The sequence below is a fragment of the Pseudomonas sp. GW821-FHT09E04 genome, from assembly GCF_059416185.1.
The window spans coordinates 41,801-64,435 of sequence record NZ_JBWKOR010000008.1 but is presented as its reverse complement, the minus strand read 5'-3'; the positions used below and the strand labels follow the sequence as shown (position 1 = coordinate 64,435).

General features: G+C 59.8%; 25 protein-coding genes. 3 read left to right on the top strand and 22 right to left on the bottom strand.

The genetic code is table 11. The features are described from left to right. Window positions 1-4: 4 nt before the first annotated feature. The 6 genes from AC07N4_RS25900 to AC07N4_RS25875 all read right to left on the bottom strand — a co-directional run bounded on the left by AC07N4_RS25900 (window position 5) and on the right by AC07N4_RS25875 (window position 4,601). On the bottom strand, window positions 5-994 hold the full coding sequence (locus tag AC07N4_RS25900) for a 2-dehydro-3-deoxygalactonokinase (RefSeq protein ID WP_493066364.1): 990 nt from the start codon (window positions 992-994) through the stop codon (window positions 5-7). A gap of 77 nt (window positions 995-1,071) precedes the next feature. Then, the gene (locus AC07N4_RS25895; protein WP_273536332.1) at window positions 1,072-2,010 is read right to left on the bottom strand and encodes a hypothetical protein; all 939 of its coding nucleotides are present in this window, start codon (window positions 2,008-2,010) and stop codon (window positions 1,072-1,074) included. Beyond that, window positions 2,007-2,537: a hypothetical protein gene (locus AC07N4_RS25890; protein ID WP_493066363.1), complete on the bottom strand. Its 531-nt coding sequence runs from the start codon at window positions 2,535-2,537 to the stop codon at window positions 2,007-2,009. The genes AC07N4_RS25895 and AC07N4_RS25890 overlap by 4 nt, the downstream gene beginning before the upstream one ends. A 22-nt stretch (window positions 2,538-2,559) precedes the next feature. Next, on the bottom strand, window positions 2,560-3,054 hold the full coding sequence (locus AC07N4_RS25885; RefSeq protein WP_173861325.1) for a hypothetical protein: 495 nt from the start codon (window positions 3,052-3,054) through the stop codon (window positions 2,560-2,562). Window positions 3,055-3,193: 139 nt separating this feature from the next. Continuing rightward, window positions 3,194-3,808: a hypothetical protein gene (locus AC07N4_RS25880; RefSeq protein ID WP_493066422.1), complete on the bottom strand. Its 615-nt coding sequence runs from the start codon at window positions 3,806-3,808 to the stop codon at window positions 3,194-3,196. A gap of 313 nt (window positions 3,809-4,121) precedes the next feature. Continuing rightward, window positions 4,122-4,601, bottom strand: coding sequence for a GNAT family N-acetyltransferase (locus tag AC07N4_RS25875; RefSeq protein ID WP_041475599.1), 480 nt, complete (start codon window positions 4,599-4,601; stop codon window positions 4,122-4,124). 111 nt (window positions 4,602-4,712) lie between these two features. On the opposite strand from AC07N4_RS25875, the gene AC07N4_RS25870 reads away from it, so the two are divergent. The 3 genes from AC07N4_RS25870 (at window position 4,713) to AC07N4_RS25860 (ending at window position 7,086) form a co-directional block, all read left to right on the top strand. Further along, window positions 4,713-5,366 carry an HD domain-containing protein gene (locus tag AC07N4_RS25870; RefSeq protein WP_493066362.1) on the top strand — a complete coding sequence of 218 codons (654 nt, stop codon included), beginning with the start codon at window positions 4,713-4,715 and terminating at the stop codon, window positions 5,364-5,366. A 111-nt stretch (window positions 5,367-5,477) separates the two neighbouring features. Continuing rightward, window positions 5,478-6,674 (top strand): MFS transporter, encoded by a 1,197-nt coding sequence (locus tag AC07N4_RS25865; protein ID WP_493066361.1) that lies wholly within the window; start codon window positions 5,478-5,480, stop codon window positions 6,672-6,674. Between the two features lie 82 nt (window positions 6,675-6,756). Continuing rightward, window positions 6,757-7,086: a hypothetical protein gene (locus tag AC07N4_RS25860; protein WP_096820975.1), complete on the top strand. Its 330-nt coding sequence runs from the start codon at window positions 6,757-6,759 to the stop codon at window positions 7,084-7,086. Here the strand turns inward: AC07N4_RS25860 and AC07N4_RS25855 are convergent. The 16 genes from AC07N4_RS25855 to AC07N4_RS25780 form a co-directional block, all read right to left on the bottom strand. Then, complete coding sequence (locus tag AC07N4_RS25855) at window positions 7,080-8,009, bottom strand: PfkB family carbohydrate kinase (protein WP_493066360.1); 930 nt, start codon at window positions 8,007-8,009, stop codon at window positions 7,080-7,082. The two genes, AC07N4_RS25860 and AC07N4_RS25855, sit on opposite strands and share 7 nt — an antisense overlap. Beyond that, window positions 8,002-9,468: a purine-cytosine permease family protein gene (locus tag AC07N4_RS25850; RefSeq protein ID WP_493066359.1), complete on the bottom strand. Its 1,467-nt coding sequence runs from the start codon at window positions 9,466-9,468 to the stop codon at window positions 8,002-8,004. The genes AC07N4_RS25855 and AC07N4_RS25850 overlap by 8 nt, the downstream gene beginning before the upstream one ends. Before the next feature lie 70 nt (window positions 9,469-9,538). Then, window positions 9,539-10,537, bottom strand: coding sequence for an ADP-ribosylglycohydrolase family protein (locus AC07N4_RS25845; protein WP_493066358.1), 999 nt, complete (start codon window positions 10,535-10,537; stop codon window positions 9,539-9,541). Beyond that, window positions 10,534-11,247, bottom strand: coding sequence for a GntR family transcriptional regulator (locus tag AC07N4_RS25840; protein ID WP_096820971.1), 714 nt, complete (start codon window positions 11,245-11,247; stop codon window positions 10,534-10,536). The genes AC07N4_RS25845 and AC07N4_RS25840 overlap by 4 nt, the downstream gene beginning before the upstream one ends. Window positions 11,248-11,531: 284 nt before the next feature. Next, window positions 11,532-12,500 (bottom strand): L-arabinose ABC transporter permease AraH, encoded by a 969-nt coding sequence (gene araH, locus AC07N4_RS25835; protein WP_085697229.1) that lies wholly within the window; start codon window positions 12,498-12,500, stop codon window positions 11,532-11,534. Window positions 12,501-12,512: 12 nt separating this feature from the next. After that, window positions 12,513-14,054 (bottom strand): L-arabinose ABC transporter ATP-binding protein AraG, encoded by a 1,542-nt coding sequence (gene araG / locus AC07N4_RS25830; RefSeq protein ID WP_493066357.1) that lies wholly within the window; start codon window positions 14,052-14,054, stop codon window positions 12,513-12,515. 54 nt (window positions 14,055-14,108) lie between these two features. Continuing rightward, complete coding sequence (locus AC07N4_RS25825) at window positions 14,109-15,113, bottom strand: substrate-binding domain-containing protein (RefSeq protein WP_493066356.1); 1,005 nt, start codon at window positions 15,111-15,113, stop codon at window positions 14,109-14,111. Between the two features lie 144 nt (window positions 15,114-15,257). Next, window positions 15,258-16,076 (bottom strand): SDR family oxidoreductase, encoded by an 819-nt coding sequence (locus AC07N4_RS25820; RefSeq protein ID WP_102622546.1) that lies wholly within the window; start codon window positions 16,074-16,076, stop codon window positions 15,258-15,260. A gap of 270 nt (window positions 16,077-16,346) precedes the next feature. Then, window positions 16,347-17,222, bottom strand: coding sequence for an SMP-30/gluconolactonase/LRE family protein (locus AC07N4_RS25815; protein WP_493066355.1), 876 nt, complete (start codon window positions 17,220-17,222; stop codon window positions 16,347-16,349). A 25-nt stretch (window positions 17,223-17,247) separates the two neighbouring features. Beyond that, window positions 17,248-17,964, bottom strand: coding sequence for a FadR/GntR family transcriptional regulator (locus AC07N4_RS25810; protein ID WP_007950814.1), 717 nt, complete (start codon window positions 17,962-17,964; stop codon window positions 17,248-17,250). A 101-nt stretch (window positions 17,965-18,065) separates the two neighbouring features. After that, window positions 18,066-18,626, bottom strand: coding sequence for a DUF1285 domain-containing protein (locus AC07N4_RS25805; protein ID WP_493066354.1), 561 nt, complete (start codon window positions 18,624-18,626; stop codon window positions 18,066-18,068). A 15-nt stretch (window positions 18,627-18,641) separates the two neighbouring features. Beyond that, entirely contained in the window at window positions 18,642-19,247 is a 606-nt protein-coding gene (locus AC07N4_RS25800) for a DUF4823 domain-containing protein (RefSeq protein WP_007950810.1), read from the bottom strand. A 120-nt stretch (window positions 19,248-19,367) separates the two neighbouring features. Next, window positions 19,368-20,336, bottom strand: a complete 969-nt coding sequence (locus AC07N4_RS25795; protein ID WP_102622542.1) for a GTP 3',8-cyclase MoaA — start codon at window positions 20,334-20,336, stop codon at window positions 19,368-19,370. 138 nt (window positions 20,337-20,474) lie between these two features. Continuing rightward, a complete protein-coding gene (locus AC07N4_RS25790; RefSeq protein ID WP_007950805.1) occupies window positions 20,475-21,113 on the bottom strand; it encodes a TetR/AcrR family transcriptional regulator in 639 nt (212 codons plus the stop codon). A 341-nt stretch (window positions 21,114-21,454) separates the two neighbouring features. Then, a complete protein-coding gene (locus tag AC07N4_RS25785; protein ID WP_085730469.1) occupies window positions 21,455-22,240 on the bottom strand; it encodes a TatD family hydrolase in 786 nt (261 codons plus the stop codon). A gap of 15 nt (window positions 22,241-22,255) precedes the next feature. Further along, window positions 22,256-22,612 (bottom strand): PilZ domain-containing protein, encoded by a 357-nt coding sequence (locus AC07N4_RS25780; RefSeq protein WP_085704734.1) that lies wholly within the window; start codon window positions 22,610-22,612, stop codon window positions 22,256-22,258. Window positions 22,613-22,635 lie beyond the last annotated feature (23 nt).

Genomic DNA, 22,635 nt, shown 5'->3' with positions numbered 1-22,635 from the left:
AGGGTTAACGGGATGAGGAATCGATCAGTCCGGCGGCGAGCGCCAGTTGCCACAGCCCACGCTCGGTGGCCTGCTCGGCCAGGGTCACCCGGGCGAAACCACAGGCGTCGAGCGCACGGCTGTAGCGGGCGCACAACTGCGCGTTGCCGATGAGGATGATCGAAGGAAGCTGTGCACTATTGCGACGGCGCCGTTGCACGGTGGCCAACGCTGTCAGCTCGTGGCCGATCAGCAGGCCGGACAGATAGTCCGGTTGCGCAGTGGCGCTGAGTTCGCCGGTCAGGCCCAGGCTGCGGGCGCTGAACAGGGTCGACAGCACGCCGATTTCGCCCTCGGCCGACAACGCCACCTGCACGCCGCGATCAAACGCCTCGGCATCGAACGTCGCGCTGTGCTGTTGGGTACGGCCGAGAATGCTGTGTTCACTGAGCACGGCGAACACTTCGCCGGTCATGAAGGTGTCGAAACGGGTGATGCAGCCGTCGGCCACTTCCACCCATTTCGAATGACTGCCCGGCAGACCGATCAACAGATCGTTGCCCGCCTCGACCGGCAGATTCTGCAGGACGCCGAGCACCTGGGTTTCCTCGCCGCGCATCACGTTCGGCAGCGTCGAGCGCTGAATCACACCCGGCACGATGTGCACATCGACACCGCGAAGACTGCGAACGGTTTGCAGGGATTTTCCGAGATCGGCGACGTTGGCCGGCGTATCGCGGTAGGACGCTTCGCGCCAGCCCTGAGCGCTGCCGACCATGCCGCAGGCGATCACCGGCAAGTCGGGTTGCGCATCGAGCCAGTCGCCGCACGCCTCATCGAATGCCAACTCAAAACCGTCGGCGCATTCACGACCGTTGATGACCCGCGGCGTCTTCGGCAACTGCATGATCCCGAACGACAGCGACCGCTGCGCCAGCACCTGCCCGCCCGCCGCGAGTTTGTAAGCACGTAGGGAGGTCGTCCCCCAATCGAGCGCGATCAATTGCGCCAGCATCGCTTCACCTGTTTTGTTATTGGCAGTGAGTGAGCTGGACTATAGACCTCTCAAGCGCGAAATCTCAATATGTAATTTTACATCCCATATTTTGGGACGTCTTCAATCCAAGGCGTCCATCGCTCGACAGGATCCAGGTGCTTGTTGAGGATGACGCTCAAAGATTCATGCTCACTCGCTCCCACCTCATGTGTACGCCCCTCCTCGTCGGCTATGCCTGGCTCCTGACGCCCGTCTCCTCGAATGATGATGTATGCCGCCTGGGGTGCAGGCGTTCCCTCTGCTCCTGCAACAATCCTCAATTTCGTATTGTTCGGCGCAAAGGAGGCCAACATTCCGGCATAGGGCACATCACTGCATAGCCCGAGACTGTCGATCCGGTCATATCCTGCTGCCAACTCATAGCGCCAACGCACGATGCACACCGACGCAAGTGGCAGCAATGAACGCGGTTGGTCAGAGGGTTCAAGCGAGACACGCGACGGTGCCACCCGAGGGTTTTCCAACTGGGCAATGAATCGCGACGTGGGGATGTACATGACTCTTGAGTAGTAGGCGACATACGGAAACGCGGTGATCACCACCTTGCACGGAATGTATTCCTGCGGCTTGAGGATCTGCACCAACTCAACGGGCCTGACCCACTCCCGGCCGTCGTTGAGGGCGTGATTCTTCAGGTTGATCCTTGCAAACATCTCATACCGGCGGTCGCCTTCGATCAAACGCATTTCACTGACCGTCCCCGAAGCTTCCAGAGCGATCTGATGTTCGACGGAAAAATTCAGGTCACCCTTCAGCGAGCAATGAATCGAGGTTCCAATCTGGCCGCTCTGTCCATGCACTTCATACAAATCGATGAGGTTTCGGTCAGAGGTGAAACGCAGATCGTACAAGGAAGAAAATGCGTGATTGATCGAGACAAATTCAAGCCTGGCAGGTGGAACGTCGAGATGCAGGCAGGACGAACACATCAAGAAACTGCTCAACAGCAACCATTTGCAAATACGAAAGTTCAACGTTCCTCCTCCTTGGTCAGAACGCGAACAAAATCGGAGGCTGGAACACCCATTGGTCTTGAGTAGTAAACTCCATAGCCATAAGCGGAGGCATAAAACCGGCATGCCAAAGCATTGCGAGCATTCAACAACGCCAAAAGATCTTTCGAAGAAATGAACGTATTCGAGCCGGTCTCATGGTCGGTATGAATCGCATTCAGTTCCGCCGAGTACTGATGCCTGGTCTGTGAGTCCGTACGATCAACTTCAACCATCAAGCCATCCAGATAGTCTGACTCACCCTGCCTTTCAAAGAGTTCCACTTTTGCGCCCAGATAGCACGCAAACCCTTCATAGGTTTGGTTTCTACCTGCATGGGTATCGAAGAATTTCAGCAAATCCTTATCCGAAGAAAACCGGACATCAAAGCGTGCGTAATCAGGCACATAGCTTACAGACTCAAACTGTATATCAATGGGCGGCACCGGTGGATTTTGCGTGCAAGCACTGCACAGAAACAACAAACTTACAACCATATATTTCTTCAAGGGAGAATCCTGTTAATTACAATCAGTACTCAGCGTTAGCTTTCAGCAATTCCTTGCTAGGCACTTTCATCACGTTAGAGAAGTAAGTCGTGTACGTCGTGGAGTGAACTCGAAACAAACAAACGATAGAGTCTTTTTTCATCAAGAAAGGGGCCAAAGTATCTCCTTGCAGATATCGCTCACCACCACTGCTTTTTTCAGACTCACTAAAAATGACGTCAGCCCTGTAAAGCCCCGGCTCGGCCGATACTTCCTCAACCAGACCAAATCCCGATTGCTTTATATGATGTGCTTGAGAAAAATCCAGATCATCGCTCAGCGAGCAAATCAGGCCTTGACCAATGGACGACTTGAACAAACCGAGAAGATCAATATCCGACGCAAAGTAAATCTGATAAATCCCGGTATTGCGGAGTTGCTCAACCTTTGAAATTTGCAGAGTTGCAATAGGTCGACCATGATTCAGGGAGCAGGCTGAAAGCACTAACATCAAAGCGAGAAAACATACCCATCTCATAAAAATTCAACCTTTTTGTGCGTTTCTGAATTTGCGTGCAACAGGCGCTTGATGGGCTACTCCGTGGTCACCGGAAAACGACAGAGGCGCGAGAAAGTGACTGAGGCATTGCGCGGGAATACTCAGCCAGCAAGGTTTTTTAATGTGCATCAATCGCTTGCACTAGATCGGAAGCTGGAACATGCATGACGTTAGAAACATACGTTCTATTGCCGGTAGTGTTAACTCTAAAAGCACATACTATAAATTCCCTCTTGACCAATACATCACGCAACGCCTTGCCCCCCAGAATATTTTCCTGCCCTTGCAACTCTCCTGCCTCGCGAAAAATAACCTTTGATTCGTAATGTCCTCCCGTAGTGTCATCGATAAATCTCACACTACCGCGTCCGGAGCGCTTCAAATAATGCCCAATTGAAAAATCCTGATCATCTTCCAGCGCACATACGAGACCTTCCCCAATGGCGGGACCGAACAAGGCCAAAAGATCGGTATCGCTGGTAAAAGTCATCAGAAAGCCGAAGCCACTCGGCGTTTTTTCAACAGTTCCAAAACGCAGCGTGGCGGTGGGTCGCCCATGATTGGTGGAACATGAAACAGAAAAAATCGTTGCAAATAAAATGACAAAAAACGTTTCATTGCTCCCCCATGTCCACAATAAAGTCAGAAAAATTACGATCCTTGACCTTCCAATAATCACCTTCCCCGACCCACCGACCACGACATTGCCGTGTCCGCCGGTGCTGTCGAGCATCGCGACATCGAGGCACGAGACAAACGCACGGATGGCTTTGCCACCGAGGGGGTGATGGTGCAGAGAATGTCCACCGGTGGGCGGTGCGGGTTATCGGAGGAACCGAGGTTTCTGACCAGACCGTACAGGCGGATCGACGCCCGTAGTCCGCTCAACGCCGGTCACTCGTTGACGCAGCGAGGGCTCCACAGGCGTGGAGAAAGAGTGCCAGAGGCATTGCAGGTGTCGTCCGTGAGCGCGCAAAAATGGCGCGTAGAATGCCGGACTAGAGCGGTGATAACAATCGAATCAGCATCGGATTGCCATCACTCCCTCAGCCCTCGGCAAATTCGCGCAATACCTTGCCATCCATGCGATAGCGCACCCACTCCTCCTGTGGCTGGGCGCCGAGGGATTTGTAGAACTCGATGGCCGGAGTGTTCCAGTCCAGCACGCTCCATTCGAAGCGGCCGCAGTCGTTGGCGCAGGCGATTTTTGCGAGGTGGCGCAGCAACGTTTTACCGGCGCCGCCGCCCCGTTGTTCCGGGGTGATGTAGAGGTCTTCGAGGTACAGGCAGTTGCTGCCCAGCCAGGTCGAATAGCTGAAGAAGAACACCGCGAAACCGATCGGCAACCCATCGCGCAGGCAGATCAGGCCGTGGGCGGTGGCGCCTTCGCTGAACAGGCTGCGCTCGATGTCGGCGACGCTGGCGATGACTTCGTGACGGGCCTTTTCGAAGTCTGCAAGTTCAGTGATGAACGCGAGGATTTGCGGTGCATCGCTGGGGGTCGCCGGGCGGATTTCGATCGTCATGGACGGGCCTTGTCGGAAAAAGGAAAACGCCATACTAAGGCGGCGCGCGGCGCTCGTCACATGGCAATCCACAGATTAGGCTAGCGCCGCCGAACACTCGAAAGGACGCCCATGAAAAACTTCGCTTTCTCGCCCCTCGCGGAACTCGCCGCCGAACTGCTGCCCCACGCCCTGGAACCGTCGGAGGACGGCGCTCATGACCTGTCGCACCTACATCGGGTCTGGCATAACGCGCGCACCTTGCAGGCCGAGGAAGGTGGCGACCTTGAGGTGCTGCTCGCGTCGGTGCTGCTGCACGATTGTGTGTCCGTGGAAAAGAACTCGCCACTGCGTTCACAGGCATCGCGCCTGGCGGCGGAAAAAGCATCAAAGGTGCTGGCAAACCTGAACTGGCCCGAAGCAAAAATCAGTGCAGTGATCCACGCCATCGAAGCCCACAGCTTTTCCGCCAACATCACCCCGCTAACCCTCGAAGCACGTCTGATGCAGGACGCCGACCGCCTCGACTCCCTCGGTATGCTTGGTGTCGCCCGCACCTTCTACATCGCCGGGCGCATGGGCAGCTCGCTGTACGACCCGCACGATCCCGAGGCCCGGGAAAGGGACTACGACGACAAGCGATTCTGCCTCGATCATTTCCAGACCAAACTGCTGCACCTCGCCGACGGTTTCCAGACTACTGCCGGTCAACATCTGGCACGGATTCGTCATCAACGTCTGAAGGGTTTCATGGAGCAATTCAAGGAAGAGATCGGCGTCGTCTGAAGGTATTACTCCGGTCAATCACGATCCTGAGTTCGCCAAGCTCAGACCTAAGCCATGGGCATGTCGTGTTAGATAGTTGACGCTCAATTTTTCCGGTCAAGGAACCGCGTCATGCCTCAAGCAACACCCCAGGTCTCGGGCAAACTGTTCGGCCTGTTCTGCCTCGCCAGTTATCTGTTGTCGCTGTCTTATGGCGCGACGTTTCTGCTCTCGCTGCTGATCGGTTCACGCGGCGGCAACGAGCACGATGCCGGCAGCGTGATCAGCGCAGCGATGCTCAGCACATTCGTTGCAGTGCTGGTGTCAGGGCATTTGTCCGACTGGCTGGGCGCGGCGCGTTCGATTGCGCTGTTCGGGCTGTTGCTGGTGGCGGCGAGCCTGGGGTTTGCGATGACGCCAGGCTTCGGTTATTGGCTGCTGTTTTTCGGTTTGCTGCTGGGGCTGGGCTGGGGCGTTTTCTATACACTGGGGCCGATCATCGTCGCCAGTCTGGTGAGCCCGGCGCAGCGGGCGAAATACTTTGCGCTGCTGTCCGGCAGCATGATGACCGGGATCGGCAGCGGCCCGCTGCTCGGGCGTGCGGCGAGTGCGCTGGGCTTGCCGGTGACGTCGGCGTTCTATCTGGCAGCCGGGGCGAGCCTGATCGGCGTGCTGCTGTTCTGGCGTCTCGGCACCCGCCTGAAAAGTACACAAACCCCGTCAGCCGCAAAAATCACTTGGCTCGCGACGACCCAGGTACTCGGCTCACGCGCGGTGTTTCCGATCATCATGGTCGGCCTCGGCGGTTGCGTATTCGGCGGGCTGTCGAGTTTCCAGACCAGCTATGCCGCCGCCCGTTCGCTGGATTATTCGCTGTTCTTCCTGGGCTTCATGAGTGCTGCGATCAGCAGCCGGATGTTGATCGCAGGCTATGTGGTCAAGCGCGATCCGCTGCGGGCATCGTGTCTGTTATCGGGGTTGATGCTGGGCTCGATCGTGCTGTTCGCGTTCGGTGTACAAAGCGGTTTCAGCTACTTGCTGGCAGCGGTGATGCTCGGTGTCGGTTACGGCCTCACTTACTCGGTGATCAATGGACTGGCGGCCAACGAAGCGCCGGCCGGCACGACATCGCAGGCGTTGCTGCTGTTCAGTCTGGCGTACTTCATCGGTGTATTCGGCTTCCCGCTGCTGGCCGGGAAAATCATTGTCGAGCACGGCATGGCGACGCTGTTGCTGACCGTTCTGGCGGTGGCGGCGTTGAACTGGTCGATCACCCTCGGCCGCCTGTTCTGGCGGCGGATGACGGTAGAAAGCGCACTGACGAACTGAACCGTTCGTCATTCAATCGGCACCTATGCCACGCGAGGACAGACCAAGATCAGGTAAGGATTCCAATCACTGGAGACACACCATGATCTCGTCAAGGTTGACTGCTTTCGTGTTTGCCACGCTGCTCTGCCCCGTGGCATTCGCCGCGACCGCCACGGGCACCGGCCCCACCGATCCGGTCGAACGCCCGAAGGCCCCGGCCATCCAGAGTGCGCCCGGCATGAACACCGATGGCTCGGGCGTCGAGAACGCCCTGCCGCCCGCCACCGGCACCGACCCACGCACCCAGGGCAATGATCCGGGACGTCAGGGCGGCACTCAGGGCAATCCCGTTCCGCCGGACAATTCCGGCTCCGGTATGGGCTCGAAAACCACTACCGGTGGTTCGGGTTCAGAAGGTGCCGGTCAGTAGGCGGAAGATTCGCGGATCAGCGCATCGACTTCGGCTGTGCCCGGTGCAGTCGCCGGCCCCCAACGGGTCACGGCCAACGCCGCTGCAGCATTGGCGCGCCTCGCGGCTTCATCAGCCGCCAGCCCTTGCGCCAGGCCGGCAACGAACACGCCGGCATGGGCATCGCCCGCGCCGTTACTGTCCACCGCCTGCACCTTGAAACCCGGCACATGCCGGCGTTCGCCGTGCTGATGAATCCAGCAACCCTGCGGCCCGTCGCGCACCACCATCAGCACACCCTGCGGCAGGTGCACGGCCAACCGGTCCAGCGCGGTTTCGATGTCCGTCGCGCCAGTGAAACGCAAGGCTTCGACACTGTTGCTGGTCCACACATCGATGCGCGGCAGCAACGCCTGCATCATCGGTGAGTCCGGCGATTCCACCAGCGGGCCCGGATCGAACACCACGTTGATCGTCTTCGGCAACGCCAGCGTCCAGTCCAGCAACGCCTGGGCCTTGCCGCTGTGCAGAAGGCTGTAGCCGCTGACGTAGACATAGTCGCCCGCCTCGGCTGCAACGCTGTTCAGCTCCGCCGCCGTCACTTCACCTTCGGCGCCGATGTAGGAAATGAAACTGCGCTCGGCCGACGCATCGGTCAGCGCCACGCAGATGCCGGTGTCGCGCTCTGCAGGCTGCTCGATGCCGACGCGGATACCTTCGGCGTGCATCGCCTGCCGCGCCAGATCACCGAAACGACCATTGCCGTGGCGACCGAGATAGACCACCGGCAAGCCGTTGCGCGCAGCGGCGGCCATCACATTGAAGCCGCCGCCGGCTTCGAAACTGGCGGACTGCGCCAGCACGTCACCACCGATTTGCGGCAGCGCATCCACGGCCATGACCAGGTCGATGATGACCTGGCCGGTGTGCAACATCTTAGGCATGAGCGTTCTCGACTTGCGCGGCGCGGCGGTCTTTCGCCCCGCCGAGTACGAAGTACAGGCCACCGGCGACCACAAACGTCACGATCCAGCCGAGGCCGTTGTGGCCCAGCCATGAGTCGGACAGGAAGCCCTTGAACCAGACATTTTCGGCGGTCGTACCGATGGTGGTGAAACTGAAACCCAGCACGATGGCAATCGCCCACGCACCGAATGCGCGCCACTCGATGCCGCCGCTGTACCAGTAGGCGCTGCTCGGGCTGACGTCGAGCAGGTCTTTCGGGCTGTAGTAGTGACGGTGAATCAGGTCGACCACGAAGATCCCGACCCACGCGGTGATCGGCACCGCCAGCAGGGAAATAAAGGTAATGAACGGGCCGTAGAAACTGTCGGCAATCAGCATGAAGTAGATCGAACCGGCGAAGATCGCGACGATATCGACCACTACCGCGTAAACGCGTTTGACCTTCAGGCCGAGAGTCAGCGTGGTCAGACCGGCGGAGTACACCGACAGGTTGTTCGATAACAGCAAGCCACCGAATGCGGTAATCAGGTACGGCACCGCCATCCAGGTCGGCAGCATGTCGCGGATCGCCACGATCGGGTCGGTCGCCGATGCCAGATCGTTGTTGCCCACCGACAGCAGGCCACCGAGGGTGATCAGCAACACCAGCGGAATCCCCGCACCGAACGCTGCCGAAGCGACCAGGCGCGCGGCTTTGACGCTGCGATGCTGATAGCGCGACATGTCGGCCCCGGCATTCGCCCAGCCGATCCCGGTGCCGGCCGCCATGGTGCCGATACCGATGATCATCGCGCTCATCGGTGCTGGCGTGGCGTTGAACACCGCGCTCCAGTCGATGGTCGCGCAGAGGAAGCCGCCGACCAGAATGTTCAGCGCGCCGAACACGTAGGTCGCCCACTTCTGGATCACCAGCAACGTGGCGTGGCCGAGTCCGGACACCGACAAGGTCAGCAACACGAAAATCGCGATGAAGACCAGGGTCAACACCGGCGCGCTTTTGGCTTCTACCGGCGAGCCGAACAGGATCGAGCACAACGACAACAGCACGAACGCAGCGGTAGTGGTGTTGACGGTTTCCCAGCCCAGGCGCGACATCAGCGACACCAGCGTCGGGCCGATATTGCCGCGCACACCGAAGATCGCCCGGGACAGGGTCAGGCTCGGCGCACGACCGCGACGGCCGGCAATCGAGATGATCCCCACCACCGCGAACGAACCGGCAGCGCCGAGAATCGCAACGATGATCGCCTGCCAGATCGCCAGGCCGCGAAACGCAACCAGCGTGGCGCCCAGCGGCAGGCCGAGGATGGAAATGTTGGCCGCGAACCAGACCCAGAACAGTTGCAGCGGATGACCGTTGCACTCGCCTTCCGGCACCGGCTCGATGCCACGGGTTTCCAGTTGCCCGGCGCTTTGCCCGGCGTTCGATGAACTCATGAGAGATGCTCCTGTTGCCATTGTTGTGGTTGTCGGCAAGACAGATGGTTGACGTGTGGCGGGCGGCGTTTCAGCGCAGCGCGAGGAGTCCTTTCACCAACGGTTCCAGCTCCAGATCATTGACGGTTTTGACGGTTTCAATCATCGCCGCCGGCCAGCTCTGAAGACCCAGGCAGGCCCCGAGCATGGCGCCGAGAATCGCCGCGATGGTATCGGTGTCGCCACCCAGGCTGGCGGCCATGCACAGCGCGTCGAACGGCGTCATTTCACCGACCGCGACTTGCTGCGCGAGGGCGAACGACACCACCACCGATTCCTGCGAGGCCACCGATGTACCGATCACGTCGTACAGCAGATCCGCGAGCAGCACCGGGTCGTTTTCAACGCTGATGCTGCGCGCCCAACTGATCCGCGACGCGATGCGCCCACCGGCCACCCAGTGCCCGTGCGCTTCCGCTTGCTGGGCGATCTGCTGGCCGAGGTTCAGCGCCTCGCCCAGATCCAGACCGTTGATGCCGGCCGAGACCACCGCCGCCACCGCTGCCGCGCTGGAAATCCCCAGCGTGGTGTTGTGGGTGACCTGACAGGCCTGCACCACCGCCGCGATAAAACGCTCGGGGTCGGCGACATCCGCCGCGATTCCCACCGGGGTGATGCGCATCGCCGCGCCGTTGGTGGTGCCGTAGCGCCCGGCCTCTTCAGGCGAATGGCCGGCGAGGATCATTTCGATTGCACGTTTGGTCGATGGGCCGAGCAAGTCCTGCGAGCCCTTGGCCTGCATCTCGGCTTCCCATTCGATCAGCCGTTGCGCGAGTACCGCCGGCTCGATCCGGCCCTTGCCTTCGACCAGCAACTCGCCCACTAGAATCGCCTGTTCGGTGTCATCGGTGATCGAGCCTTTGGGCATGTTCGCGGCAATCGGTTGCAAGGGGCCGGCGTCTTGCAGGTCGGTGATCTGGCCGAAGCGCTGCCTGATCGTTTCGCGGTTCAGGGATTGCGTCGGCATGCCCAGCGCATCGCCGAGGGCCAGGCCATAAAACGCGCCCAGGGCACGGTCGAGGGCGGTCATTTCGATTCTCCAAATTGCAGGTGCAGACGGAAATGCACCGGATCAAGCAGGCTTTCGACCAGTTCCATGAAGCGGTTCTGCCGGTCGTAGGTGGTGCGCAGTGCCTTGAGGAACACCGTGCCTTCAGGACGGCCGAGCAGCTCGGCATCGACAGCGTTGAGCGGTTCGGCGCCGATCCACTGATCGCCGCGCTCGCCGATGTAGCCGTAGGCCGCCAGGGTGACGGTCAGCGAATTGTCGATCAGGCCGACACGCGGCAGGCTTTCCAGGCCTCCGGTGGCGGGCATCAATGAGCGTTCGAGCGACACCAGCGTGCCATCGTTGGAACGGCGACGGCGGTCGAGGGTGATGAATTGGTCGGTGCCGAAGCGCGGCAGCAGATCGGGCCGGGTCACGGCTTCCAGGCGCAGCACTTCGGTGTTGATGAACGCCCCGCTGTCGGCCAGGGCCTGGGCCCAGCCGCTGCGCTGATCGAGCACCACACCGTCGAACGTGACGATGGAACCGACCCCGCTTTGCGTGGCGATGTAATTGCGCCGCTTCAGTTCGGCCAGCGCTTCGCGCAACGTGCCACGGCTGACGTTGAATTCCTGAGCCAACTGATGCTCGCCGGGCAACAGAAAGCCGTCCTCCATGAGGCCACTTTCGATGCGTCGGACGAGCTCGTCGACCACCCGTTGTTTCTTGTCAAATCGTACCTGTCTAATCATGTACAAAGTGATAACTGAAACGGGGTTGGGTGGGCAAGGGAAATTTTGGGTGGGGTGACGGAAGGCGGGAGATCAAAAGCTTTCCCTCACCCTAGCCCTCTCCCGGAGGGAGAGGGAACTGAATGGGGGATATTCGGGAGGTACGTCGACCTGAAAAGGCTTTGCCGAATCCATAATCGACCGGATGTTTCAGGTCGATGTACAGCGCAAGACACCTCGGTCAGCTCCCTCTCCCTCCGGGAGAGGGCTGGGCGGGCGGCGTTCCGATGAGGGAGCTCTTGATCTTAGCGTTGCTTGAGACGATCGATAACCACAGCCAACAGCAGAATCGAACCCCGAATCACATACTGATAAAACGTGTCGATATTCTTCAGGTTCATCGCATTCTCGATAATCGCCAGAATCAAGACCCCGGCAATCACATGCCGAATCATCCCGATCCCGCCACTCAGCGACACCCCGCCCAGCACGCAAGCCGAAATCACCGTCAGCTCAAAACCCTGCCCGATCATCGGCTGCCCGGACGTCATCCGCGACGCCAGAATCACCCCCGCCAGCGCACCGATCACCCCATGCACGGCGAAGATGATGATCTTCGTGCGATCGACATTCACCCCCGCCAGCAACGCCGCTTCCTGGTTGCCACCGATGGCCATGGTGTTGCGCCCGTAGGTCGTGTAATTCAGCAGCCAGCCGAAAAACAGAAAGCAGACGATGGTAATCAGGATCGGCACCGGCACGCCGAACAACTGACCGTTGCCGAACACGAAGAACGACTCCTGCGATACGCCCACCGCTTTGCCGTTGGCAAAAATGTAGGCCAGGCCACGGACAATCTGCATGGTCGCCAGCGTCGTGATCAACGCGTTGACCCGCAACTTGGCGATCACGATGCCGTTGATCAAACCGACGATCAGCCCCATCACCAGCGCGGCGCTGACGCCGAGAAACACGCTGTTGGTATCGCGCATCACCACCGCCGCAACCACCCCGGCGCAGGCAATCACCGAACCCACCGACAAGTCGAAATGCCCCGACGCCAGGCAATACAACATGGTGCACGCGGCAATCCCGGTGGTGGAAATCGCCAGGCCCAGGCCACGCATGTTCAGCGGCGAGAGGAAGTTGTCGATCAGCAAGGTGCAGGCGAGGAAGATCCCGACCGCCGCCAGCAACATCACCCAGTCATCGAGGAAGCGCCGCATATCCAGCGGTTTGCGCGCGGTCGGCAGGGTTTCGTTTTGGGTTGTCATCATAGTCACCTCTCAGTTCGCCACGCCGTCAGCGCGGTGGCGCGGCAAAGCCAGTTGCAGCAGGTTGGATTCGTTGGCCTGGTCGCGGCTGACTTCGCCACGCAGGGCGCCCTCGCACAGCACCAGAATGCGGTCGGAAATACCCATCACTTCCATCAGATCACTGGACACCACGATCACCGAAATGCCGTCAGCGGCCAGGTTATGGATGATCTGGTAGATCTCGGCCTTGGCGCCGATATCGATGCCCCGGGTCGGCTCGTCGAGCAGCAGGACTTTCATCGGCATCGACAGCCAGCGGCCGAGAATCGCCTTCTGCTGGTTGCCGCCGGAGAGGAACTTGATCTGTTGCCCGGCGTGGGGCGTTTTCACTTTCAGGGCCTTGATCTGTTTGTCGGCATTGCCCTTTTCCCAGATCCCGCGCAGCAGGCAACCGAGCCCTGAGTTCGCGCCGCGCGCACTGATGTTGATGTTCTCGGCGACGCTGGCGAGCGGGATGATGCCTTCCTTCTTGCGGTCCTCCGGGCACAGCAGAATCCCGGCGGCAATCGCATCGCGGGGCGAACGCAGCTTCAGTTCATGGCCGCGCAATTCCAGGCGCCCGGCGGTGTTGCGTTCCAGGCCACTGAGCAACCGGAACAGCTCGGTGCGCCCTGCCCCGACCAGTCCGAACAGGCCAAGGATTTCGCCTTTGTGCGCATCGAAACTGATCGGCTCACGCAGGCCCGGGCCGAGCAAGCCATCGACTCTCAGCGCCACCGCACCGCGCGGGCGACCGCGATAATCGTAGATGTCCTGAATGTCGCGCCCGACCATGCAAGTCACCAGTTGATCGTGGGTCAACTGACTCATGTCCTCGAAGGTACGTACGTAGCGACCGTCCTTGAACACCGTGACCGCGTCGCAGATACGGAACACTTCTTCCATGCGATGGGAAACGTAGAGCACCACTTTGCCCTCGTCGCGCAGCCGGCCGATGATCGCCATCAACCGGTCGATTTCCCGAGCCGAGAGGCTGCTGGTCGGTTCGTCGAACGCAATCACATGGGCGCCACGGGACAACGCCTTGGCGATTTCCACCAGTTGCCGCTGGCCGAGGGACAGGCGCCCGACCTTGGTCTGCGGATCGATTTCATCGGCCAGACCTTTGAGACAAGCCAAGGCTTGCTGACGCAGCGCACCGCGATTGATCAGACCGAAACTGGCCGGCAGGTGGCCGAGGAACAGGTTCTCGGCCACGGTCATTTCCGGCACCAGGTGCAGCTCCTGGTGAATCACCGCCACACCGCTGCCGATGCTGTCGGCGGTGGACTTGAAGGCCATCGTCCGTTCGCCGATCTGCAGCTGGCCGCTGCTGGGAATGTAGGCGCCACCGAGGATTTTCAGCAGCGTCGATTTGCCGGCGCCGTTCTCGCCCATCAAGGCGTGCACCTGCCCGGGATGGGCGACGAAGCTGATGCCGTCCAGCGCCTTCACCCCGGGGAAGGTCTTGCCGATCCCGTTGAAGCGCAGACTGCCGGCACTGTGTTGTTGTGTTTGTACTTGCGCGTGCATTTAAGCCACCTCTTCACACCGATGACAGCCCGGTTGCCCGGGCCGCCGCTGCCGTCAGTTCCACAGGCCGATCTTTTCCAGCTCTTGCTTGAAGTTCTCGCGGGTGATCAGGGTGACGTCGTCCATCGCGGTGTACTTCGGCGGTTCTTTGCCGGTGGTGACCCACTCGTACATCATGCTGGCGGTGTTGTAGCCCTCGATGTGCGGGCTCGGCAGCATCGAACCGTAGAAGCCGCTGTTGGGCTTTTTCAGCTCGCCGATCGCGTCGGTGCCGTTGATGCCGATGCCGATCACGTTGGCGGCGGCAAACCCGGCGGCTTCAGTGGCGCGCACGCCGCCCAGAACGGTGTTGTCGTTCATGCCGCCGATGATCAGGTTCTTCGCCGCGCCCGGCAGCTTGACCAGCGCCGAGTTGGTGGCGTCCATGCTGCCCGGTACGTCGAGGGTTTTCAGGGCGGCTGTCAAAATGTGATCTTTCGGCATGCCGGCGTCTTCGAGGGCCTTCATCGAGCCGTCGGTGCGCTTCTTGCCGGTGTCGAGTTCGTTGTAGGTGTTCACAACGGCGTAGGTGTCTTTCCAGTCCCAGTTGCGTTTTTTCGCTTCGGCGGCCATGGCGGCGCCCTGCTTCTGGCCGACTTCGAACGCGGCCATGCCGAGGTACGGCACCTCTTCCATGAACTTGCCGTTGGCGTCGACGAAACGGTCGTCCACGGCAATCACTTTCAGGTCATTGAGTTTGGCCTTGGCCATGATCGCCGGGCCGAGAGACACGTCCGGCGGGCAAATCACGAAGCCCTTGGCACCATTGGCCGCGAGGCTGTCGATGGCCGAGAGGGTTTTCTCGCCGTCCGGCACGGCGATCTTGATCAGCTCGAAGCCTTTGTCCTTGGCCGCTTTTTCTGCGAAGGCCCATTCGGTCTGGAACCACGGCTCTTCGGCCTGCTTGACCAGAAAACCGATCTTCACCGGATCGGCGGCCAGCAGCGAACCGCTCAGGCTGAACGCAGTGGCCGCCAGCGCGGCACTGCACAGGGTACGAATCCCGAAACGACGTTTCATAAGCAGACTCCTTGTTATTTTTCTTGAGCGTTATTTGAAAAGCGTTGAAGCGGTCGAAGCATGTTTCTGTCAATCATCAGGACAATAGTCATATCGTATGATGATTGGATTTCAGGCGGACCTTTCCACCTGGAATCCGGTTTTTCAGTCGTGGTACATCACCGAACGACCACCATCGATGGTGATGCACGAGGCGTTGATGAACGGCGCTTCGTCGCTGGCCAGGAACACGGCCGTCATCGCCACTTCGATCGGTTGGCCGATGCGTTTTGGCGGATGCAGGTCAAAGGCGCGCTGGCGTTCAGCGTGCGGGTCGGCGAAGCCATTCCAGTAATCGACGTTGAGCTGGGTTTCGATGTAGCCTGGGGCGATGGCGTTGACGCGAATACCCTTCGGCGCGTACTCGATGCCCAGCGCGCGGGTCAGCCCGAGCAGGCCATGTTTGGCCACCGGGTACGGGAAGCAGCCGGGAATGATGTTCGTGGAATGGGTCGAGGCAATGTTGATGATGCTGCCGATGCCTTGCTCGATCATCTGCGGCAACACGGCCTTGCAGCCATACCAGGCGCCGTCGAGGTCGATGGCAAAGCAGCGGCGCCAGTCTTCTTCGGTCATTTCCAGCGGATCGCGGAACACGTTGACGCCGGCGCAATTGACCAGCACGTCGATACGACCGTGCAGCTCGATGGCCAGTTTGGCCATGGCGTGCAGATCCTGCTGACGCGAGACGTCGGCCTTGATCGCTTGCACATCGGCGCCCTGCTCGCGCCAGTGCGCAGCGACCTTCTCGACCTTTTCAGCCTGGATATCGCTGATCACCAGTTTCGCCTGCTGCGAGGCGAAAGTCGCGACGATCGCTTCGCCGATGCCTTGGGCGGCGCCGGTCAGCAACACAACCTTGTTTTTCAGGCGCTCGCCTTTCGGTGGCTCGGGTACCGGTGGCAGGGACAGAGGTTCAGCCATGAATCAGGACTCCTGTTGGAAAGCATAAAAAAACCGGGCATCTGACGATGTCCGGTCTGGAAGGCTTCTGGAACACAACAGGCGAGCGCCGCTGACGGCATCGGGCCGTTGCGGGACGCTGACTCCGCTGGGGAGTGCGATAGAGATTCGCTGCATCACTTCACCTGTTTTGTTCTTTTTAAGTGTGAGTGCGTGTTACTGCTGGAGCCGACTATAAACCCGACCGCCAAATAATCTCAATATATAATTTTGCATCCCATATTATGGGATTTAACTGGCAAATCGCGTACAGAGCTTTCCTGCGACGTCCACTCGTAGCGACAGCACGGCGCCATCCAGCGGGTGGTTCAGCAGACTTTTGGCGCTGGTGATGTACAGGGTTTTCAGATCGGCGCCCCCGAATACGCAACTGGTCGGGCGGCTGATCGGCAGGTCGATCTTGCGGTCGATCTGGCCATCCGGTGTCAGGCGCAGCAGGCAGCTGCCGTCCCAGCGGGCGTTCCAGATATAGCCTTCGGCGTCCATCGCCGAACCGTCCGGGCCACCGTTCTGATCGGCGCTGTACCAAGACCGGGCCGTGTCGAGGTTGCCGTCGGTGTGTATGAAATAGCGATACAAGGTGCTGTCGAGGCTATCGCCGAACAACAGCGTGGTGCCGTCGTCACTCCAGAGCAGCGTGTTGGGAATCCCCAGGCCACGCAGCAATGGCGTGACTCGTTTATCCGGATCAATCCGGAACAACCCACCGGAACGACGGGTGATCGGCAGATCTTCGCCCTGCTCGCCGATGTTGTTTTGCATGGTGCCGAGCCACAAGCGGCCCTGGCCATCGCAACGCGCTTCGTTGGCGCGGTTACCCGGTTGCGGGTCGGCGACGCAGAACAGCGTCAGCCGCGGCTCAAGTCCGGGGGAATCCAGGTCGAGTCGGTAGACGCCGCTGCTCAGGGTCACCAGCGCGTCGCCGCTGGCGCAGGGGATGAACGCCGAGACGTGTTCCGGCATCTGCCAGATCTGCACGTTCTGCCCGATCAGGCGCAGCGCCTGCTTGCCGGCGATGTCGACCCAGTACAGCGCCTGGGTCGGTGCGTCCCAGAACGGACCTTCGCCCAATTGCGCCCGATGCTCTGTAGCCGCAGTCCACGTCATGCAACCTCCTGTCTTGTTGTTTTTGTCAGCTGGCTTTTTTGTCGGCCATCACCTGCGGGTAGAACCGCTTGATGGCCAGGTCGGCATTGTCGATCAGGGTCATGCAGGCCCATACCCCGCGCGCGGCATCCCGAGCGGCGATGGCGTCGGCCATGTCTTTGTGGATGGGCAAGGTACGGCGCAATTCGTCGGGGTCGGCCGCCGAGACTTCGAAGGACACGGCGAGCAGCGCACCGAGGGCCGGCACCATTTGCTCGATGAATTGATTGTGGCTGGCGGCGAGAATGCATTCGTGGAAGAACTGGTCGGCGCGGTTGTAATCAATGCCGCTGTCCACCGCCCGCTCCAAGGCATTGTAGGCCTGCTGCACGGCTTGCACCTGTTCGACGGTCGCCCGCTCGCAGGCCCAGCGCACCGCCATCGGTTCGATGGTGCGGCGCAGGTCGAGCAGGTCATCGACGAAGTTTTCCGGCAGGCCGCTGCGCGACAGCCAACCCACGACTTGCGGGTCGAACAGGTTCCAGCGCTTGATCGGCAAGACCCGCGTGCCGACTTTGGGCCCGACTTCGAGCATGCCTTTGGCGACGAGGGTCTTGATCGCTTCGCGGATCACGGTGCGGCTGACACCGAGCTGTTCGCCCAGATCGGCCTCGACTTTGATCGCCTGCCCCGGTTTTACCTGGCCGGCGGCAATCCAGGCGCCCAGCCAGTCAACCGTTGATGCGTGAAAACTGCTCGACATGGATACCCCGAAGCCGTTCGCTGTGGTTGCCCAAACTAATCATCATACGATTGAGAGTCAACGACAAAAAACCGCAGCCTGCTTTCACAGACTGCGGTTTCTTAGGGTTCGAGGCCGATGCGGAAGAACTCGCCGCCACTCCAGACGCCGAGCCAGCGCTGGCCATCGATTTCACGGCTGACAGCCAGTTCGACCAATTGGTAGAACACGTTGCGGTGGATCAGCGCTTCGAGATTGGTGCGCACATGCACGTAGGGCGCGGGTTCTTGCGTCGTCGGATCGATGTCGACGCGGATCGGATGCTCCGGGCCGGCCTCGGTGGTTTCATCGACGTTAGTGGTAAAGCGCAGCAGTTGCGCCTCACCCTCGCCTTCCACCTCGACGGCAATCGCCACGAATGGCGCGTCATCGACCTTGATCCCGACTTTCTCGACCGGAGTAATCAGGAAATAGTCATCACCATCGCGGCGGATGATCGTGGAGAACAACTTGACCATCGGCTTGCGCCCGATCGGCGTACCCAGGTAATACCAGGTGCCATCGCGGGCGATACGCATGTCGATGTCGCCGCAGAAATCCGGGTTCCACAAGTGCACCGGCGGCAAGCCTTTGGTTTTGGGGATTTGCCCCAGCAGGTCATTGGCTTTTTGCGGGCCACTCATGGCGTACTCCTTGAATTACTGGTCCCCGACGCCCAGCAGACTGCGCGCGTACTGCGCCAGCGGTGGGCCGATCAGGTCTTCGGGCTTGTTATCGTGGAACGTCAGTAAACCGCCACGACTCTTGATCCGTGCAGTATCAATCAAATACTGGGTGCTGGTCTCGATCAACATGATCTGAATCACGCCGCCGTCGATACCGAGGCGATCCACGGCTTCCTGATCCAACCATTCATCGGAGTTGCCGATGCGGTCGTCAGCCTTGGCGAAACGGGTGTACAGCAGGTAGTGAGCACCGGCATCACGGGCTTCGCCCATCGCCTGGTCGAGGCCTTCCGGCGCACGGGCGCGACGGACCATCGGGAAGTATTCGACGAAACCTTTGAAGGCCTCTTCAGCCACTACGTTGGGACGCGGGTAGGAACCACCCGGCGGCGCGAACGAACCCTGCGCGATGTAGATGAACGAATCCGGCTGAATGCGGAAATTGTTTACGCGGCGGCTGTCGCTGTGATCCAGCAGACCTGCGTCGCTCATCTGGTAGCGAGTCCCTTCGGCCATGTCACTGACAGTCATACAGCCGCCCAGCGCCAAAACGGCCAGCAGCAAAACCAGGCTACGCATCCTAATCCTCCAGAAGCCGGTGACGGAAAACCGGCGAATGGCCGTAGGATGCAGCTTTTGCGCCAGTCCTTGGAAATGTGCAGGTATCCGGTTTGAAATAGATTTTTGGTGGCGAGAGATTTAGCCGCCAATGATCTTCATGACGGTGGCGCCGCCGGAGAACGCGACTTCCTGCTTGTCGCCCAAGGCTTTGACCAGCAATCGTTGCAACGCTGGCAGCGCCTCGTGGCGCGGCTTGTCGAGCAGGTCACCGACGTAGTGACGGTTGCTCGATGACAGGCAACCATGCAGCCATCCGGTGGATGACAAGCGCAGTCGCGAGCAGGTTCGGCAGAACGGTACGCTTTCGTTGGCGATCACACCAAAGTTGCCGAGACCGGGAATTGCATAGCGAACGGCCGTGGCGTCCACCGGCGCGTCGGTTTGCGCGTACTCGTAATGTTCGCCGATCAGGCTCAGCAACTGTTGCAGGCTGACGAACTGTTGCAGGAAGGCGTTGGAATCAGTGGCCAGGTGGCCCATGCGCATCAGCTCGATGAAGCGCAGTTCAAAGCCACGCTCGAGGCAGTAATCGAGCAGCGGCATCACCTGGTCGAGGTTCTGCCCGCGCAACGGCACCATGTTGACCTTGATCTTCATCCCTGCCGCTGCGGCCTGATCCATGCCGTCGAGCACGGTGGCCAGATCGCCGCCACGGGCAATGCTGCGGAACGCGCCGGCGTCCAGGGTATCGAGGGAAACGTTGATGCGTCGCAGGCCGGCATCGACCAGCAGCGGGAGTTTTTTCGCCAGGAGCTGGCCGTTGGTGGTCAGACTGATGTCTTCCAGGCCCATCTTGCCGACGGCGGTCATGAAGGATTCGAGCTTGGGACTGACCAGCGGCTCGCCGCCAGTGATGCGCAGGCGCTCGATGCCGGCGGCTTCGATCAGATAGGCAACGCCGCGTGCCATGGCCTCGGCCGACAGTTCATCCTGCGCAGCCACCAGCCGCTTGCCGTTGGGCACGCAGTAGGTACAGGCGTAATTGCAGGCGGAGGTCAGACTGATCCGCAAATTGCGAAAACGCCTGCCTTGACGGTCAACGATCATGAAGCACTCCGGCGATGGAAAATCGAGCGGCTAAAACTTGACTCACAATTCAAGTTTTAGCAAGCCCTATGCCTGAGTATATTCCTGCGGTACTGCGCCATGTAGCGAAAAACACGGCGCATAAGGCGACTGAATGATTCAGCTGCTTGGCGTTTCAGGGTCGCGCTTGCGCTTGTTGCCCATGCGCACGCCGATGTCCATCAGGAACTGGAAGAAACCTTCCTGATCTTCCAGCACGTTGCTCCAGAACGGCGAGTGATACAGCGCCACAGCGCCGTGCACCAGCGCCCAGGATGCGCAGTAATGGAAGTACGGCGGCACGTCTTCGAGCTTGCCTTCGCTGATGCGGCCCTTGATGAGCAGGGTCAGACGTTCGAAGTTCGAGGCACGGATCTTGTGCAGCTCCTCGACCATCTCCGGGACCTGATTGCCCTTGACCACCTTCTCTTCCAGGCGATCGAACAGGCGATAGCGCTGCGGGTCGCGCATGCGGAATTCAAAGTAGGCACGGGACAGGGCTTCCTTGTCCTTGTCGACATCGGCCGAATGCAACAGCTCGTTCAAGTCGCGCTCGTAATCGAGCATCAGGCGCAGATAGATTTCCGCCTTGGACTTGAAGTGCTTGTAGATCGTGCCTTTGCCGATACCCACGGCATCAGCAATCATCTCGACGGTGACACTGTCTTCACCTTGTTCGAGGAACAGCTTGAGCGCGGTATCGAGAATTTCTTGCTCGCGGCGACGAAACTCACGGACCTTACGAGGTTCTTTGTGCATAAGAAAAGGTCTGTAGGGGTCAAAATTCGAAGCCGCGTATTATGCCTAACTTGCGCAAAAATGCACGGATCATCCGACCATATCTGTGTTTCTTGTTCATTTCACGAACGTTTCGGGGGGAATGAGAACATAACCGAAGCGAACGTATTCCAAATTTGTTTAAAAACCCCGACCGGCCAACTGGACTGAACGCCAGACTGATCAATACTTGAACTGTCGGGCGACATCTCCCCCAAGTGTCGCGCCGGTAAAGGTACCAAAGGACCGCGTGCCTTTGTTTTACTCCTAATGGTCTTAACCCGGATTCACCCCCCAGAACCCGGGTTTTTTTTGCCTGCGATTCAGGCTTTTACGTGCGCCAGCGGAAACAGTCGCTTGAAGTTCTCCGTGGTCTGCTCGGCAAAGCGCTCATAGTTCTCGCCCCGCAGCATCGCCAGAAACTCTGCCACTTCCCGCACGTATTGCGGCAGGTTCGGCTTGCCGCGATAAGGGATCGGCGCCAGGTACGGCGAATCGGTTTCCACCAGCAGGCGATCCGCCGGGACCTTGCTTGCCACATCGCGCAGCGCATCGGCATTGCGGAAGGTGACGATGCCCGACAGGGAAATGTAATAACCCATGTCCAGCGCCGCCTTGGCCATGTCCCAGTCTTCGGTGAAGCAATGCAACACACCGGCCTGGGGCAGCGCAGCTTCGCGCAACAATTCAAGCGTGTCGGCGCGGGCGCCACGGGTGTGGATGATCACCGGTTTGCCGGTCTGCTGTGCGGCTTGCAGGTGCAGACGGAAAGACTCCTGCTGCAATTCGGCGGCTTCCGGCTCGTAGTGGTAGTCCAGACCGGTTTCGCCGATCGCCACCACTTTCGGGTGATTCAGTTCATGCAGCAGCCAGTCCAGTGCCGGCGCCGCGCCGGGCTGCACATCCAGCGGATGCACGCCGACCGAGCAATCGACGTCGTCGTAACGCTCGGCCAGGGCTTTGACGTCGGCGGCGTTATCGGCGCTGACGCCAATGCACAGGAAATGCCCGACGCCGCGCTGGCGGGCCGCATCCAGTGCGGCATCCAGGGAACCGTCGTGAACGGCGAGGTCGAGGCGATCAAGGTGACAATGGGAATCTACGAGCATAAAAAGGACTGCAACTTACATCGTATGAGTGGGACGGTCGGACTTCAGGGCTCCGGCCAGATGAGTTTCGATGCGACTGCGCGCGGTGTTGTCGCCATCGTTGAATTGCACGCCGACGCCGGCAGCGCGATTGCCTTGGGCGCCTTTGGGAGTGATCCAGGCGACTTTGCCGGCCACCGGTATCTTTTCCGCCTCATCCATCAGGTTCAGCAACATGAACACCTCGTCGCCCAACTTGTAGCTCTTGTTGGTCGGGATGAACAAGCCACCGTTCCTGATGAACGGCATGTAAGCGGCGTAAAGGACGGACTTGTCCTTGATGGTCAGGGACAAGATGCCGTTGCGCGGCCCCGGGCTGACGGGTTCATTCATGTTGACCTCCACTGCTGATGTTC

Excerpts from the sequence above, each read along its gene's own strand:
- AC07N4_RS25865 (WP_493066361.1), top strand. The coding sequence starts at position 5,478 with ATGCCTCAAGCAACACCCCAGGTCTCGGGCAAACTGTTCGGCCTGTTC.
- AC07N4_RS25810 (WP_007950814.1), bottom strand. The coding sequence starts at position 17,964 with ATGTCGAGCAGTTTTCACGCATCAACGGTTGACTGGCTGGGCGCCTGG.
- AC07N4_RS25790 (WP_007950805.1), bottom strand. The coding sequence starts at position 21,113 with ATGCACAAAGAACCTCGTAAGGTCCGTGAGTTTCGTCGCCGCGAGCAA.
- AC07N4_RS25875 (WP_041475599.1), bottom strand. The coding sequence starts at position 4,601 with ATGACGATCGAAATCCGCCCGGCGACCCCCAGCGATGCACCGCAAATC.
- AC07N4_RS25860 (WP_096820975.1), top strand. The coding sequence starts at position 6,757 with ATGATCTCGTCAAGGTTGACTGCTTTCGTGTTTGCCACGCTGCTCTGC.
- AC07N4_RS25845 (WP_493066358.1), bottom strand. The coding sequence starts at position 10,537 with ATGACCGCCCTCGACCGTGCCCTGGGCGCGTTTTATGGCCTGGCCCTC.
- AC07N4_RS25900 (WP_493066364.1), bottom strand. The coding sequence starts at position 994 with ATGCTGGCGCAATTGATCGCGCTCGATTGGGGGACGACCTCCCTACGT.
- araG (WP_493066357.1), bottom strand. The coding sequence starts at position 14,054 with ATGCACGCGCAAGTACAAACACAACAACACAGTGCCGGCAGTCTGCGC.
- AC07N4_RS25800 (WP_007950810.1), bottom strand. The coding sequence starts at position 19,247 with ATGCGTAGCCTGGTTTTGCTGCTGGCCGTTTTGGCGCTGGGCGGCTGT.
- AC07N4_RS25880 (WP_493066422.1), bottom strand. The coding sequence starts at position 3,808 with ATGCTCGACAGCACCGGCGGACACGGCAATGTCGTGGTCGGTGGGTCG.
- AC07N4_RS25805 (WP_493066354.1), bottom strand. The coding sequence starts at position 18,626 with ATGAGTGGCCCGCAAAAAGCCAATGACCTGCTGGGGCAAATCCCCAAA.
- AC07N4_RS25850 (WP_493066359.1), bottom strand. The coding sequence starts at position 9,468 with ATGAGTTCATCGAACGCCGGGCAAAGCGCCGGGCAACTGGAAACCCGT.
- AC07N4_RS25855 (WP_493066360.1), bottom strand. The coding sequence starts at position 8,009 with ATGCCTAAGATGTTGCACACCGGCCAGGTCATCATCGACCTGGTCATG.
- AC07N4_RS25840 (WP_096820971.1), bottom strand. The coding sequence starts at position 11,247 with ATGATTAGACAGGTACGATTTGACAAGAAACAACGGGTGGTCGACGAG.
- AC07N4_RS25825 (WP_493066356.1), bottom strand. The coding sequence starts at position 15,113 with ATGAAACGTCGTTTCGGGATTCGTACCCTGTGCAGTGCCGCGCTGGCG.
- araH (WP_085697229.1), bottom strand. The coding sequence starts at position 12,500 with ATGACAACCCAAAACGAAACCCTGCCGACCGCGCGCAAACCGCTGGAT.
- AC07N4_RS25780 (WP_085704734.1), bottom strand. The coding sequence starts at position 22,612 with ATGAATGAACCCGTCAGCCCGGGGCCGCGCAACGGCATCTTGTCCCTG.
- AC07N4_RS25885 (WP_173861325.1), bottom strand. The coding sequence starts at position 3,054 with ATGAGATGGGTATGTTTTCTCGCTTTGATGTTAGTGCTTTCAGCCTGC.
- AC07N4_RS25785 (WP_085730469.1), bottom strand. The coding sequence starts at position 22,240 with ATGCTCGTAGATTCCCATTGTCACCTTGATCGCCTCGACCTCGCCGTT.
- AC07N4_RS25795 (WP_102622542.1), bottom strand. The coding sequence starts at position 20,336 with ATGATCGTTGACCGTCAAGGCAGGCGTTTTCGCAATTTGCGGATCAGT.
- AC07N4_RS25815 (WP_493066355.1), bottom strand. The coding sequence starts at position 17,222 with ATGACGTGGACTGCGGCTACAGAGCATCGGGCGCAATTGGGCGAAGGT.
- AC07N4_RS25870 (WP_493066362.1), top strand. The coding sequence starts at position 4,713 with ATGAAAAACTTCGCTTTCTCGCCCCTCGCGGAACTCGCCGCCGAACTG.
- AC07N4_RS25820 (WP_102622546.1), bottom strand. The coding sequence starts at position 16,076 with ATGGCTGAACCTCTGTCCCTGCCACCGGTACCCGAGCCACCGAAAGGC.